Raw genomic sequence first — 13,642 nt, forward strand, 5'->3', positions numbered from 1 at the left:
CACGTGCGTACCGTCTCGCGGCTGCCGGCCGCCCTCCTCGCCCTCGCCCTGCTGGCCGCGACGGGCGGCGCGACCGCGTCGACCAGGACCGTCGACGACGCCGACGACACCGTCGGAAAGCTCGACGTGCGGACCGCGACCGCGGGCCATGCGGGCGACCTGGTCGCGCACACCCTGACCATGCACGAGCGCTGGGCGTCCAAGGCGCTGCAGGCGGGCACCGCGACGATGATCTTCCGGATCGGCAAGCGGACCCGCACGATGAACATCGACTTCCGCCACGGCGCGCTGTTCGCGGAGATCTGCACCGAGGCCGCCGACAGCAGCTTCAGCGACTGCTCCAAGAACGTCGGGCTGAGCCGCCCGGACCGGAAGTCGATCCGGATCACGCTGAAGAAGCGCCTGCTGGAGAAGGGGCTCACGTCCTACCGGTGGACGGCCTCCACCTACCTCAACCAGGGCGAGTCCGGCTGCACCGAGCTGAGCTGCCTGGACTCCGTGCCCGACGACAGCAGCGGGATCAGGCACCGCCTCTGACCGGAGCCGGCGGCGCGAGCACCGTCAGGGCCGCGGGGCGCACGGTCGCGGTGAGCGGCAGCGGGACCAGCCGCTCCCCGTCGCCGTACGCCGTCACCCGCTCGTCGCTCGCGAGCGTGACCTCGCGGCCGCGCAGCACGAGCACCTCGTCGAGGTCGACGTGGCTGCCGTCGTACAGCCGTGGCAGCGCGCGGACCAGCCGGAGCCGGGAGGCCGCGCGCACCACCACCACGTCGAGCAGCCCGTCGTCGACGACGGCGTCGGGTGCGATGCGCATGCCGGCGCCGTAGTAGGCGGAGTTGGCGACCACCACCGTCGCCGCGCGCTCGTCGTGACGCTCGCCGTCGACGGTCACGGTGAAGCAGGTCGGGGTGTAGCGGGCGACCGCGCGCAGCGCGGCATAGGGGTACTGGAGCGACCGGGGCAGCCGGTGTGACCGGTCGACGACGGCGGACGCGTCGGAGTCGACGCCGGCGTAGACGCTGCCCAGCACGAGCCGACCGGCCGCCTCGACCGCGTCGACGGGGCGGGGCGCCGCGGTGAGCAGGAGGTCGGCCAGGACGTCGGGCCGGGCCGGGACGCCGAGCATCCGGGCGAAGTCGTTGCCGCGCCCCGACGGCACGATTCCCAGGACGCCACCGGCCTGGCTGACCGCGGCGGCGACCGAGGCGAGCATGCCGTCGCCACCGACCGCCACCACGACGTCCCCGGCTTCGGCGGCGCGGCGGGCGAGGTCCGCGCAGCCGACCGGTCCGGGGCTGTAGGTGACCCGCACCTGCGCGCCGGCGTCGCGGAGCAGCCGGGTGACCGGCACCACCGCTCCGGGGGCCGACCCGCCGCCCGAGAGCGGGTTGACCAGGCAGTGGAAGGATCGGGTCACGGCACCAGCGCCCCCGGGTTGAGCACGCCGAACGGGTCGACCCGTTCCTTGACCGCGCGCAGCATCTCGACGCCGACCGGCCCGATCTCGCGCGCCAGCCACGGCTTGTGGTCGCGACCCACGGCGTGGTGGTGGGTGATCGTCGCGCCGGCCGCGATCATCGCGTCGCTCGCCGCCCCCTTCGCCGTGGCCCACTGGGCGAGGCCGTCGCCGTCCTGCTTCGCGGCGACGGTGAAGTACAGCGAGGCGCCGGTCTCGTAGACGTGCGAGACGTGGCAGAGCACGATCGGCCCGCCCTGCTCGTCGGTCAGCGCGGTGGTGAGCGCGTCCGCCACGGCGGCGTACAGGCGCGGGAGGTTGGACCAGAACGTCGCGGTCTCGAGGGTCTCGACGAGGACGCCGATGTCGAGCATCGCGTCACGCAGGTAGGGACCGTGGAAGCGTCCGGCGGCCCAGGCCGCGCCGTCCTCGGCGCCGAGCGACGTGCCGCCCGCCTTCTCCAGCCGTGCGGAGACGGTCGCGCGCCGGCGCGCGACGTCGTCGGGCGTGCCCTCGAAGCCGGTGACGACCAGGCAGCCGCCCGCGCTGTCGCCGCCGACCTCGTCGGGCTTGGCCAGGTTGAGGGCGGTCTCGTTCTCGTCGGACAGCCGCAGCACGGTCGGGGCGCAGTCGTGCTGGACCAGGTCGCGCAGTGCGGCGGCGCCGTCGCCGAACGACGCGAAGCGCCAGGTCTCGTAGACCTTCTGCTCCGGGACGGCGCGCACCCGGACGGTGACCGACGTGATCACGCCGAACGCGCCCTCCGAGCCCAGCACCAGCTCGCGCAGGTCGGGACCGGCCGCGTTGGCCGGCGCGCTGCCGAGCTCGAGCGTGCCGATCGGCGTCGCGACGGTGAGGCCGACGACGAGCTGGTCGAACCGTCCGTAGCCCGCCGACGCCTGCCCGCTGGAGCGGGTCGCGGCGAAGCCGCCGATGGAGGCGTACTCGAACGACTGCGGGAAGTGCCCGAGCGTCAGGCCGTGCTCGGCGAGCAGCTCCTCGGCGCGGGGGCCGCGCACCCCCGCCTCGAGCACGGCGGTCATCGACACCGGGTCGACGGACACCAGCCGGTCGAGCCGGCGCAGGTCGAGCGCGACGACACCCGCATAGCCGTCACGCCGCGCCGCGAGGCCGCCGACGACCGACGTACCGCCGCCGAACGGGACGACGGCGACCCGGCGCTCGCCGCACCACGACACGACGGCCGCCACCTCGGCGTGGTCGGCCGGCAGCACGACCGCGTCGGGGGCGTCGCTGCCGTCGCCCTGGCGCATCCGGAGCAGGTCCGGCGTGGACTTGCCGCGCGTGTGCCGCACCCGGGCCTCGTGGTCGGTGCGGACGTGGTCCGTGCCGAGCAGGTCGACGAGCTCGCCGAGGAGGGCGGGGTCGAGCGCCGGCTCGGGCAGGCGTACGTCGGGCAGGGGGGTCGTGGCCCGCTCGACCGCCGGGCCGAAGGCGAGCTCGACGAGCCCGCGGGCGGACGCGGCCAGGGGTTGGGCGGCCTCGGGGTCACCCCAGCGCGCCCAGTGCATGTCGGGAACCTGGGGCATGTCGGGAGACGTCGTCATGCGTTACACTGTGACACATGACGTCACTTCGTCACAACACCTCGTCGGAACCCTCCTTGAGTGACGGCGACCACGCCCTGCTGGACGCCGCTCGCGCGGCGATCCTGGCCGTGGGCTGGAAGCGCACGACCCTCACCGACGTGGCCCGCCGCGCCGGCGTCTCACGGATGACGCTCTACCGCCGCTGGCCCGACATGCAGACGCTGCTGGCGGATCTGATGACCCGGGAGTTCTCCGGCGCGGTCCGCGAGGCCGACGACCTGGCCGGCGGGATCACCGCGACCGTCACCGCGCTGCGCACCAACGAGCTGTTCCGCAAGATCGTGGAGGTCGACCCCGAGCTGCTCGTCCCGTACCTCCTCGACCGCCGCGGCCGCACGCAGGACGTCCTGCTCTCGCTCGTCGAGGCGGCCATCGCCGCGGGCCAGGAGGCCGGCGAGGTGCGCGCGGGCGATCCGGGCCTGCTGGCCCGGTCCCTCCTGCTCGCGGCGCACGGCTTCGCCATCTCGGCGCAGACGATGACCGACGCGGGCGTGTCCGAGGCCGACCTCGACGCCGAGCTCGCCCATCTCGTCGAGAGGTACCTCGCCGCATGAACGCCACCGCCCTCTCCGCCGCCCGCCGGGTCCGCGAGCTGCCCGAGGCGACCGACGGCCGCACGGTCGACCTGCTCGTCGTCGGGCTCGGCGTCACCGGCGCGGGGGTCGCCCTCGACGCCGCCTCGCGCGGCCTCGACGTGGTGGCGGTCGACGCGCACGACCTCGCGTTCGGCACCTCGCGGTGGAGCAGCAAGCTCGTGCACGGCGGGCTGCGCTACCTGGCGCACGGCCAGGTCGGCGTCGCCCACGAGTCGGCCGTCGAGCGCGGCGTCCTGATGACCCGGACCGCGCCGCACCTGACCCGCGCGCTGCCGATGCTGATCCCGCTGGTGCCGATGGTGACGGGCGGCCAGGCCGCGATCGCCCGCGCCGGGCTGGTCGCCGGCGACGCGCTCCGCGCCGGCGCCCGCACCCCGCACAGCGTGCTCCCCCGACCGCGCCGGCTGGGCCGCACCGAGACCCTCGCGCTGGCCCCGTCGTTGCGCCCGACCGGCCTGCGCGGCGGCCTGCTGTCGTGGGACGGGCAGCTCGAGGACGACGCCCGGCTGGTCGTCGCGCTGGCCCGCACCGCCGCCGGGCACGGCGCCCGGGTGCTCACCCGGACCCGGGTGCTGGCCCTCGACGGCACCGGCGCGCAGGTCCGCGACGAGCTCACCGGCACCGAGCACACGATCCGCGCCCGCGCCGTGGTCAACGCGAGCGGCGTCTGGGCCGGCACCCTCGACCCCGAGGTGACGCTGCGGCCGTCCCGCGGCACCCACCTCGTGCTGCGCGGTGAGAGCCTGCCGGGCCTGCGGGTCGCGGTGATGGCGCCGGTGCCGGGCGAGCGCAACCGGTTCGTGTTCGCGCTGCCGCAGCCCGACGGGCAGGTGTACGTCGGACTGACCGACGAGCCGGTCGACGGGCCGGTGCCCGACGAGCCGGTGCCGACCGAGCCGGAGATCGGCTTCCTGCTCGACGTGATCTCGGCCGTGCTCGACCGGCCGCTCGGCCGGGAGGACGTGGCGGGCGCGTACGCCGGGCTCCGACCGCTGCTCGACGTGCCGGGCCAGGGCCGCACCGCCGACCTCTCCCGACGGCACGCCGTGCTGACCTCTCGCAGCGGCGTGGTCACCGTGGTCGGCGGCAAGCTGACGACGTACCGCCGGATGGCCGAGGACGCCGTCGACGCCGCCGTCCCCACGGCCGGCCGCTGCCGGACCCGCGACCTGCCGCTGGTCGGCGCCGCGCCCCGGGCCGAGCTCGCGCTGCTGGAGGAGCCGGCCCGCCTGGTCCGCCGGTACGGCGCCGAGGCCGGCGCGGTGCTCGCCACCGCGCGGGAGCGGACCGGTCTCGACGACGCGACGCTGCTCGCGCCGGTCGCCGAGGGCGTGCCGACGACGCTCGCAGAGCTGGCCTGGGGGGTCAGCCACGAGGGCGCGCTCGGCGTGGACGACCTGCTCGACCGGCGCGTCCGGGTCGGACTGGTGCCCACCGACCGGGCGGCCGCCGAGCCCGCGGCACGAGCGGCGCTCGCGCAGGTTCAGGCCTGACGGATCGCCGACACCTCGGCGCCGGGCAGGTCGGCCAACAGGCCGCCGGGCACGAGCAGCTTGGAGCGGCGCACGCCGCTGCCGATGATCGCGACGTCGATGTCGACCACGAGGTCGTCGACGAGCAGCCGCCAGCCGTCGGGCAGGCCGAGCGGGGTGATCCCGCCGTACTCCATGCCGGTCTCCTCGACCGCACGCTCCATCGGGTGGAACGAGCACTTGCGGACGTCGAGCGCCCGCTTCACCACGTTGTTGACGTCGGCGCGGGTGTCGGCGCGGACCAGGCACGCAGCCAGTCGCTCCTGGCCGTCACGCCGGCCGGACACGACGACGCAGTTGGCGCCGGAGTCCAACGGCAGGTCGTAGGCCTCGGCGCAGGCGGCGGTGTCCGCGAGCTCCGGGTCGATCTCCGCGACGCCGACCTCGCCGGCTCGGGCCCAGCCGGACAGGAACGCGTGCACGGAGTCTGCGAGCAGGTCGGGCCGGTCGAGGGCGGGCACGCCGGTCAGCCGGCCGAGGACGGGGGTGCTCATGGGCGCAACGATAAGGAACCGGTAACGGTGCGCCGACCCGACGTCCGCGCCTCTCAACATCGTCCGCGTTCTGGGCTAGGGTGCCGGAGCATCTGGCTCGTGGGGGCCCGGGGACACAAAGTTCGTCTGCGGTTCGCGCTCTGTCTCCACCGTCGATCCCTCGGGTCCGATCCACTTGTGGAGCCTGCCCACGCGCCGTTCCGACTGCCGGGCGGCAGGCCTGGAAATCGGAGGGAACCCTTTTGTCAGCCAACCCCAAGAAGCGAGCCCTGAGCCTCGTCGCCGCGGCGGCCGGTCTCGGTCTCGTCGCCAGCCCGCTGGCGCTCTCGTCGGCCGTCGCCGACGACGCGTCCGGCACCGCGGCCGCGTCCAGCTCCCAGGCGAAGAAGAAGTCCAAGGTCATCAAGGTCGACCTCTTCGCCCTCAACGACTTCCACGGCCAGCTCGAGGTCGTGCCCTCGTCCAGCTCCGGCGGGCGCGTGGGCACCGAAGCGGCCGGTGGCGCGGAGTACCTCTCCACGCACCTCAAGGCGCTGCGCGCCGCCTCCGCCGACCGCGGGGTCAGCAAGACCTTCACGGTCGCCGCGGGTGACCTCATCGGCGCGACGCCGCTGCTGTCCGCCGCGTTCCACGACGAGCCGACCATCGAGGCGATGAACGAGATCGGTCTCGACGTCTCCTCCGTGGGCAACCACGAGTTCGACGAGGGCTACCGCGAGCTCAAGCGGATGCAGAAGGGCGGCTGCCTCGACGACGGCGCCGGCGCGAACAACCAGAACTCCTGCCCCGACGCGGCCCACGCGTTCGAGGGCGCGGACTTCAAGTACCTCGCGGCCAACGTGAAGTTCGAGAACACCCGCAAGCCGATCTTCGCGCCGTTCAACGTCAAGAAGGTCGACGGGCAGAAGATCGCCTTCATCGGCATGACGCTCGAGGACACCCCCAACATCGTCACGAAGGCCGGCGTCCAGGGCCTGGTGTTCAAGGACGAGGTCGAGACCGTCAACAAGCTGGTCCCGCGCCTCAAGGAGCGGGGCGTCAAGGCGATGGTCGTGCTGCTGCACGAGGGCGCGACCCCCGGCCCGGCCAGCGGCTACAACGAGTGCCAGGACGTCGCCGGCCCGGGCCTGGAGATCGCCAAGCAGCTCGACCCGGCCATCGACGTGGTCATCTCCGGCCACACCCACCAGCCGTACAACTGCGTGGTGAAGGACCCGAAGGGCAAGAATCGTCTGGTCACCAGCGCGTTCTCGACCGGTCGCGTCGTCACCGAGGTCCGGCTGAAGCTCAAGGCCAGCAACGGTCAGGTCATCCGGCCCAAGTCCCGCGCGATCAACCACGTCGTCACCAACGCCGACGGCACCACGCCCGACGCCGCGATCACGGCGCTGATCTCCCGCTACAACGGCCTGGTCGCCCCGATCCGCGACAAGGTCCTCGGCAAGCTCAAGGACCCGGCCGTGCCCAACGAGTCGCTCGCCCGTCCGTCCTCGGTGACCGAGGACTACGAGCTGGGCAACCTGATCGCCGACAGCCAGAAGACCGACCCGTCGGTCGTCACGGGTGGCAAGACCCCGGTCATCGCGTTCATGAACCCGGGCGGCATCCGTGCCGACCTGCGTGAGGACGCCGCCGGCAACGTCACCTACGGTGCGGCGTTCAGCGTGCAGCCGTTCAACAACTACGTCGTCTCGATGGACCTCACCGGCGCCCAGGTGCTGGCGGTGCTCAACGAGCAGTGGAACGGCCGCAACGAGGCGGCGCGCAAGATCCTGCAGCCCTCCGGCATCCAGTACTCCTACGACCTGTCCGACGCCGCCGGCACGGGCAACGCGGTCGTGGGTACGCCGAAGGTGGACCTCGACGGCAACGGCACCTACGAGGCAGACCTCAGCCCGACCACGACGTACCGCGTCGTCGTGAACTCGTTCCTGTCCGACGGCGGCGACGGCTTCGGCACGCTCGACCAGGGCACGAACAAGTACTTCGGCGGCCTGGACATCGACGCGCTGGCGCGGGTCCTCGGCTCGACCCCGGCCTACGTGCCGGGTCCGGCCGACCGGATCACGACCCAGCCCTGATCCGCAGGCATTGAGAAGGGGGTGGCCCGGCGGGCCACCCCCTTCGTCGTGCTCGCGGGCCGGTCGGCCCGGTCGTCCGGTCAGCCCTCGGCGACCTCCTGGCGCAGCCGCAGCCCGGCGAGCGCCGCGAGCAGCAGCGTGACACCGGTGGCGAGCAGCACGCCGGCCGCGCCGAGCGCACCCTCGAACCAGTCGCTGAGCGCCTCGGGCACGGCGATCGTGACCGCCACGACGCCGGTGGCGAGGTAGGGCCAGGCCCGGCTGACGACGTACAGCCAGAACGCCGCGACACCGACGGCGGCGGTGGCGACGTACCCCGGCCACGCGAGCGTGTCGAAGACCGGCACCTGCGCGCCGAGCACCGCGACCACGCAGCCGATCACGCGGGCGGGAAGCACCTCGCGCCACACGCCGCGCTCGGCGAGGACCAGCCAGACCACGCCGAGGAGCAGGTACAGGGCGGCGAGCGGCAGCGGGCTGCTCGAGTCCGTGTCGAGCGAGTCGAGGAACGTCGGGACCGCGACGAGGGCGGGCACCATGATGCCGAGCTGGCCGACCGTGGTCGGCGCGACCAGGTAGCCGGCCAGCGACACGACGAGGCCGACCAGGGCGGCGAGGGCGACGGCGAGGGAGCCGTCGTCCAACCGGTCGGCGAGCAGCAGGCCGGCCCCGAACGCCGCGGAGCCCGCGGCACCGGTCATCAGCACCGACGCGAGCCGGCGGCGGACGGCCTCGTGCCCGGCGGCGAGCCCGCCGCGTCCCCGGGCGGCCGCGGCGAGCGCGAGCGCGGCCGCGACGAGGATGGCGGCCGTGCCGAGCAGGAGCCCGACCTGGACGCCGAGGGTGAGGTCGGCCCAGGTCGCGGAGAAGAAGAGCACCGCGGCGCCGACGACGAACGCGCCGCCGACGTACCCGGCGATCTCCGCCATCCGGCGGCGCAGCGAGCCGGCCATCGGTGAGGGGGCGCCGCTGCCGAGGGCGTCGCGGACCACGGTGTCGGCCTCGCCGCGGCGGGCGGGGTCGACGAGGCCGGCGTCGACGAGCCCGTCGACGACCCGGCGCAGGGTGGAGGTGTCACTGGTCATGGCACCAGGGTGGCGGTCGGCGACCCGGGCGGGACAGAGTCGATGTACTCAGATCGCGGCGTGTCGCGAGCGGGTCTCAGCGGCGCGGCAGCTGCAGCCGGAACGACGTGGTCGGCCCGTCGCCGAGGAACAGCCGGCCACCCAGCGCCTCGGCGATCTCGGCGGCGACGGTGAGGCCGATGCCCAGGCCGTCGTCGCTCGACCCGACGTTGCGGTGGAACACCTCGTCACCCGGGCGGCCGCGGCCCTGGTCGCTGACCCGGACCTCGACGGCGTCGCCGTCCTCGAACACGGCGACGGTGACCGTGCCGGAGCCGTGCACGAGCGCGTTGTCGATGAGCACGTCGAGGACCTGCTCGATGGGGCCCGGCGCCAGGTGCACCTGCACGCAGCCCGGGACGCCCAGCGCGATGTCGCGGGTGCCGGCGGCGGCCCGCCAGCGCTCGACCGAGGTCTTCACGAGCGTGCTCAGGTCGAGGTCGGTGGACCCGCCGATCCGGCGCGTGCGGGCGAGGTCCAGCAGGTCGTTGACGGTCGTCTGCAGCCGGTCGACCTGGCCGAGCGCGCGTCCGAGCTCGTCGGCGACGGGCTGCGGGGTGTCCGGCCACAGCCGGACGTCCTCGAGCTCCAGCCGCAGCGCGGTGATCGGGGTGCGCAGCTGGTGGGAGACGTTGGAGGCGAACTCGCGCTCCCGCCGGACCAGGTCGTGCAGCTGCCCGGCGCTGTGTTCCAGGGCCTGCCCGATCGTGTCCGCCTCGGGTACGGCGTACCGCGGGATGCCGAGGTCGAACCGGCCGCGGCCGAGGGCGAGGGCGTGGTCGCGCAGCTCGATGAACGGACGGGAGAGGGTCCGCGCGGCGACGAACGCGAGCGCCGCCGCGAGCCCGACCAGCACGGCGCCCAGGATCACGAGCGAGGTGATGACGTCGGAGACGCGCTGGTCGATGAGGTAGTCGGAGCTGCGCAGGGTGATCCGGCCGCCACCCGGCACGTCGTGCGACACGACGACGTCGGAGGAGGCCTCGGCCGGGCGGTAGCCGTCGCCGTCGACCCGCAGCCGGCGGCCGTCGGGGGCGACGAAGTCGACGCGCTCCCCGCGGGCGAGGTGAGCGCGGAGGTAGGCCCGGTCGAGCTCCTGGTCCGCCTCGTCGCGCGAGGCGACCAGCTCGGAGAGCAGCTCGACCGACCGGTCGGCCTTGCGCTGCTCTGCTTGGGTGAGCACGCCGTCGGCGGTGTAGGCGCGCACGAGGGTGAAGGTGACCAGGATCCCCAGCGTGAGGAGGACGAAGGCACCGACGATCCGTTCACGCATCGGGTGCGCTGTCCTCCAGCCGGAAGCCGACCCCGCGGACGGTGACGACGCGGTCGGGGCTGCCCGCGTCGTCGAGCTTCTGCCGGAGCCGGCCGACGGTGACGTCGAGCGTCTTCGTCGAGCCGTACCAGTTCTCGTCCCACACCTCGTCCATCAGCCGGGTGCGGGTGACCACGTCGCCGCGTGACTCGTCGAGCAGGGCGAGCACGTCGAACTCCTTGGAGGTCAGCGGGACCTCCCGCTCAGCGACGTGCACCCGGCGGGCGCCGGGGTCGACGCGGAGCCCGGTGGCCGGGCCGGCGTCGGCGGTGGCGGACGGGGCGGGGTTCTCGGGTCCCTGGCGCCGCATCACCGCACGGAGCCGGGCCAGCAGCTCCGCGAGCCCGAACGGCTTGGCGAGGTAGTCGTCGGCGCCGACGTCGAGACCGACCACCCGGTCGAGCTCGCCGGCGCGGGCGGTGAGGACGAGGATGCCGACCCGCTCGTCGAAGGCGCGGACCCGTCGGCAGACCTCGAGGCCGTCGATGTCGGGCAGGCCGAGGTCGAGGATCATCACGCCGACGTCGCCCTCCCGGACCCGGTCGACGGCGGGCAGCCCCTCGGCGACCCGCTCGGCGTCGTACCCCTCGCGCTCCAGGGTGCGCAGGAGCGGTGCGGCGATCCCGTCGTCGTCCTCCACGAGCAGCACGGTGCGGGGCATGGCAGCCAGGGTAGAGGTGTCGGGCGTCGTCACCGCCGCGCTCTCGGACGTGGCGCGCGAAGGAATGCCGCGCGCGCGAGCAGGGAGAGGATGACGACCTCGGCGGCGAGCGCGGTCAGCATCGCCCAGCCGACCTGGCCGCGCAGGTCGGTGGCGGCCGGCAGCCCCGCGAACGTGTTGAGCGCCTGACCGACGAGGGCGAGCGCGACGACGGTGAGGGCGAGGGCGCGCCCGTCGCCGTGCCCGGTGAGCAGGCGGGCAGCGGCGACGAGCGCACCGAGGGCGACCCCCGCGACCACGAGGCCGAGGTACGGCGCCACGTGGACGGTCAGGGGCAGTCGCCAGAGGAGCACCAGCCCCAGGACGACGCAGGCCGCCGCGGTCACGCGGGAGAGGTGCGTGACCGGGGAGTCGGCGGTGCGGGTCGGCTGGGACATCTGTGCTCCGGTGAACGGGGCCCTGGCAGGGACTCGGGGGTTGTGCCCCTGCCAGGGGCTCGGGGTGAGGTGGTGACTCCTTCGACCCGATACGAGAACGCTACGGAGCCGTGTGCCACACCCCTGCCACGCGAGGGCAACGCCCGTTCCACACTTCCACCACAGGGACGGGCCGCACCCCGGCGGCGCCTAGGGTGTGGCTCTCAATTCTGGCCGTCGCGAGCGTCGTCCGGTGCGTGCGATGGCAAGGGGCCGGCGGCCCGTCGAGTGATGTCTTTGTCGGGGTCCCCGCGGGAGCGCGAGCTTGCGAGCGTCTCTCGTGGGGTGACACTGAACGCCGCCAGCGTGCGTGTCCGGGCGGCGCGCAGCAGGCCAATTGAATTGAGAGCTGCGCCCTAGCGAGCGGCGCGGAGCAGCTGTTCCAGCAGCGGGCCGGCGGTGCCGGAGCCCGAGTCGCCGTCCTCGACGAAGGCCGCGACGGCCAGGTCCCCCTGGGCGGCGATCATCCAGGCGTGCGTGCGGAGGCTGCCGTCGCCCTGCGGCTCGCCGTACTCCGCGGTGCCGGTCTTGGCGATGACCGGCGGACCAGGTACGTCGGCGAGGCCACGGCCGCTGCCGCCGCTGACCACGCCGCGGAGCAGGCCGTGCAGCGCCATGGCCTGGGCCTCGTCGAGCGGCTCGCCGGGGCCGGCCGCCTCGTCGGGGGTCTGGTCGGTGAGCAGGTACGGCACGACGGTCCGGCCCTCCTCGACGGACGCGGCGACCGCGGCCATCACCAGCGGCGAGGCGAGCACCTGGCCCTGGCCGATCATCGCGGCGGCCTTGGACGTCTCCGACTCGGGCTCGGGGACCTGGCCGAAGTACGCCGGGAACCCGAGGTCGTGGTCGACGCCCAGCCCGAGCGACGCCGCGGCGCCGGCGACGTCGTCGGCCCGGTCGCGCAGGTCGACGAAGGCGGTGTTGCAGGAGTTGGCGACGGCCTCCGCGAACGTGACCCGGCCGTTGGCCCCGGCCGGGTAGTCGTCGTAGTTCTCGAAGGTCTTGCCGTCCACGACGGTGCTGCGTGGGCAGTCGACGGCGCTGTCCGGGGTGAGCGACGCGCGCAGCAGCGCCAGGCTGCTGACGGCCTTGAAGGTGGACCCGGGGGCGTACTGACCGATCGTCGCGGTCGAGTAGCCGGCCGAGCCCGGTCCGCTCGCCGCGGCGAGGATCTCGCCGGTCGACGGCCGGACCGCGACGAGCGCGGAGGGCGGACCGACCGGGGCGAGGATCTCCTCGGCGGCCTGCTGGAGTCGAGGCACGAGCGTGGTCGCGAGCGGGTCGCCGGGGGCGGCCTCGGTGCTGAACAGGGTGCGCCGGTCCTCGCCCTTCACGGCGGCGACGGAGAGGCCCGGCGTGCCGCGGAGCTGCTCGTCGTACCGCGCCTGGAGGCCGGAGAGACCGGCCTCGTCGCCGGCCCGGTATGCGCCGCCGGACTCCTTCACGATCTCGGCGGAGACCGGGCCGACCGAGCCGAGGATCGGCCGGGCGAACTCGCGGGTCGGCGCGAGCGGGAGCGCGTCCTGCACCGCGCCGATCCCGTCGACCCCGGCGACCTGGGCCAGGGCCCGGCCGGCCTCCTCCTTGCGCAGCACGATCGCCTCGACGAACGCCTGGTCGCCGGCCTCCTGCACGCGCTTCACCAGGGACGCGGCGTCGACGTCGACGATGCCGGCCAGGGTGCGCGCGGCGTCGGCCCAGCCGGCCTCGTCCACCTGGGCCTTGTCGACCCCGAAGCGGACCACCGGCCGGTCCTTGACGATCTCCTCGCCCCCGGCGGCGAGGATCGGGGCGCGCTCGGGCAGGTCCACGGTGAGGTCGAGCCGCTCGCGCGGCTTCACCCCGAACAGCCCGGGCTCCAGCCGCACCTTCCAGCTCGGCTCCGCTCCGTCGCCGTCCGGCACCACCCGCACCAGCCGCGCCGTCGCCTCCTGCGTCCAGGTCTCGTCGGTCAGCGGCAGGTCCCAGGCGTACGTGAGCGGCACCGTTGCCGACCCGCCGTCCTCGGCCTCCTCCACCTCGCCGGCCGTGACCTCGGCGGTCGCTCCGCGCAGGCCGTCGGTGGTCCGGTCCCAGGCGCGCTGCGGCTTCGTGCCGGTCTGCCCCTCGAACAGCGCGGCGTCGAGCCTGCCGCGGGTCAGCTGCTCGGCGAGCGCGCCGGCGGTGTCCTCGGGCGGTGGCCCGTCGTCCGACGTACAGGCGGCGAGGGTGCCGGAGGAGAGCAGGATCGCGGCGGCGGCGAGGCCGGCCCGAGAGGTGCGCACGGGTCGATCCGACCACGCCGCACCGGCCCGGACAAA

Annotated in this window: 12 protein-coding genes; 4 read left to right on the plus strand and 8 right to left on the minus strand. The window is 74.4% G+C overall.

All coding sequences use genetic code 11. The annotated features are described in order from the left end of the window. The first annotated feature begins 3 nt into the window (after positions 1–3). Complete coding sequence (locus tag ETU37_RS17235) at positions 4–537, plus strand: hypothetical protein (protein WP_129988594.1); 534 nt, start codon at positions 4–6, stop codon at positions 535–537. Here ETU37_RS17235 and ETU37_RS17240 read toward each other — a convergent pair. Further along, the gene (locus tag ETU37_RS17240) at positions 521–1,417 is read right to left on the minus strand and encodes a diacylglycerol/lipid kinase family protein (protein WP_129988595.1); all 897 of its coding nucleotides are present in this window, start codon (positions 1,415–1,417) and stop codon (positions 521–523) included. The two genes, ETU37_RS17235 and ETU37_RS17240, sit on opposite strands and share 17 nt — an antisense overlap. Further along, positions 1,414–3,024: an FAD-binding oxidoreductase gene (locus ETU37_RS17245; RefSeq protein ID WP_240755800.1), complete on the minus strand. Its 1,611-nt coding sequence runs from the start codon at positions 3,022–3,024 to the stop codon at positions 1,414–1,416. Before ETU37_RS17245 ends, ETU37_RS17240 begins: the two co-directional genes overlap by 4 nt. A 17-nt stretch (positions 3,025–3,041) precedes the next feature. Between ETU37_RS17245 and ETU37_RS17250 the strand changes: the two genes are divergently transcribed. Continuing rightward, complete coding sequence (locus tag ETU37_RS17250; protein ID WP_129988596.1) at positions 3,042–3,620, plus strand: TetR/AcrR family transcriptional regulator; 579 nt, start codon at positions 3,042–3,044, stop codon at positions 3,618–3,620. Continuing rightward, on the plus strand, positions 3,617–5,155 hold the full coding sequence (locus ETU37_RS17255) for a glycerol-3-phosphate dehydrogenase/oxidase (RefSeq protein WP_129988597.1): 1,539 nt from the start codon (positions 3,617–3,619) through the stop codon (positions 5,153–5,155). The genes ETU37_RS17250 and ETU37_RS17255 overlap by 4 nt, the downstream gene beginning before the upstream one ends. Here the strand turns inward: ETU37_RS17255 and ETU37_RS17260 are convergent. After that, positions 5,146–5,688 (minus strand): YbaK/EbsC family protein, encoded by a 543-nt coding sequence (locus ETU37_RS17260; RefSeq protein ID WP_129988598.1) that lies wholly within the window; start codon positions 5,686–5,688, stop codon positions 5,146–5,148. The two genes, ETU37_RS17255 and ETU37_RS17260, sit on opposite strands and share 10 nt — an antisense overlap. Before the next feature lie 242 nt (positions 5,689–5,930). Between ETU37_RS17260 and ETU37_RS17265 the strand changes: the two genes are divergently transcribed. Beyond that, on the plus strand, positions 5,931–7,769 hold the full coding sequence (locus ETU37_RS17265) for a bifunctional metallophosphatase/5'-nucleotidase (RefSeq protein WP_165372580.1): 1,839 nt from the start codon (positions 5,931–5,933) through the stop codon (positions 7,767–7,769). An 80-nt stretch (positions 7,770–7,849) separates the two neighbouring features. On the opposite strand, the gene ETU37_RS17270 is transcribed toward ETU37_RS17265, so the two are convergent. The 5 genes from ETU37_RS17270 to ETU37_RS17290 form a co-directional block, all read right to left on the minus strand. Further along, on the minus strand, positions 7,850–8,854 hold the full coding sequence (locus ETU37_RS17270; protein ID WP_129988600.1) for a hypothetical protein: 1,005 nt from the start codon (positions 8,852–8,854) through the stop codon (positions 7,850–7,852). 76 nt (positions 8,855–8,930) lie between these two features. Continuing rightward, positions 8,931–10,166, minus strand: a complete 1,236-nt coding sequence (locus tag ETU37_RS17275; protein ID WP_129988601.1) for a sensor histidine kinase — start codon at positions 10,164–10,166, stop codon at positions 8,931–8,933. Then, positions 10,159–10,866 (minus strand): response regulator transcription factor, encoded by a 708-nt coding sequence (locus ETU37_RS17280; protein WP_129988602.1) that lies wholly within the window; start codon positions 10,864–10,866, stop codon positions 10,159–10,161. The genes ETU37_RS17275 and ETU37_RS17280 overlap by 8 nt, the downstream gene beginning before the upstream one ends. A gap of 29 nt (positions 10,867–10,895) precedes the next feature. Further along, entirely contained in the window at positions 10,896–11,303 is a 408-nt protein-coding gene (locus ETU37_RS17285; protein ID WP_129988603.1) for a hypothetical protein, read from the minus strand. 395 nt (positions 11,304–11,698) lie between these two features. Continuing rightward, on the minus strand, positions 11,699–13,606 hold the full coding sequence (locus ETU37_RS17290) for a penicillin-binding transpeptidase domain-containing protein (protein ID WP_129988604.1): 1,908 nt from the start codon (positions 13,604–13,606) through the stop codon (positions 11,699–11,701). Positions 13,607–13,642 lie beyond the last annotated feature (36 nt).

It is taken from the genome of Nocardioides iriomotensis (assembly GCF_004168035.1).
GTDB classification, from domain to species: Bacteria; Actinomycetota; Actinomycetes; order Propionibacteriales; family Nocardioidaceae; genus Nocardioides_B; species Nocardioides_B iriomotensis.

Coding starts and splice junctions, on each gene's coding strand:
- ETU37_RS17245 (WP_240755800.1), bottom strand. CDS start 3,024: ATGACGACGTCTCCCGACATGCCCCAGGTTCCCGACATGCACTGGGCG.
- ETU37_RS17250 (WP_129988596.1), top strand. CDS start 3,042: ATGACGTCACTTCGTCACAACACCTCGTCGGAACCCTCCTTGAGTGAC.
- ETU37_RS17255 (WP_129988597.1), top strand. CDS start 3,617: ATGAACGCCACCGCCCTCTCCGCCGCCCGCCGGGTCCGCGAGCTGCCC.
- ETU37_RS17260 (WP_129988598.1), bottom strand. CDS start 5,688: ATGAGCACCCCCGTCCTCGGCCGGCTGACCGGCGTGCCCGCCCTCGAC.
- ETU37_RS17270 (WP_129988600.1), bottom strand. CDS start 8,854: ATGACCAGTGACACCTCCACCCTGCGCCGGGTCGTCGACGGGCTCGTC.
- ETU37_RS17275 (WP_129988601.1), bottom strand. CDS start 10,166: ATGCGTGAACGGATCGTCGGTGCCTTCGTCCTCCTCACGCTGGGGATC.
- ETU37_RS17280 (WP_129988602.1), bottom strand. CDS start 10,866: ATGCCCCGCACCGTGCTGCTCGTGGAGGACGACGACGGGATCGCCGCA.
- ETU37_RS17285 (WP_129988603.1), bottom strand. CDS start 11,303: ATGTCCCAGCCGACCCGCACCGCCGACTCCCCGGTCACGCACCTCTCC.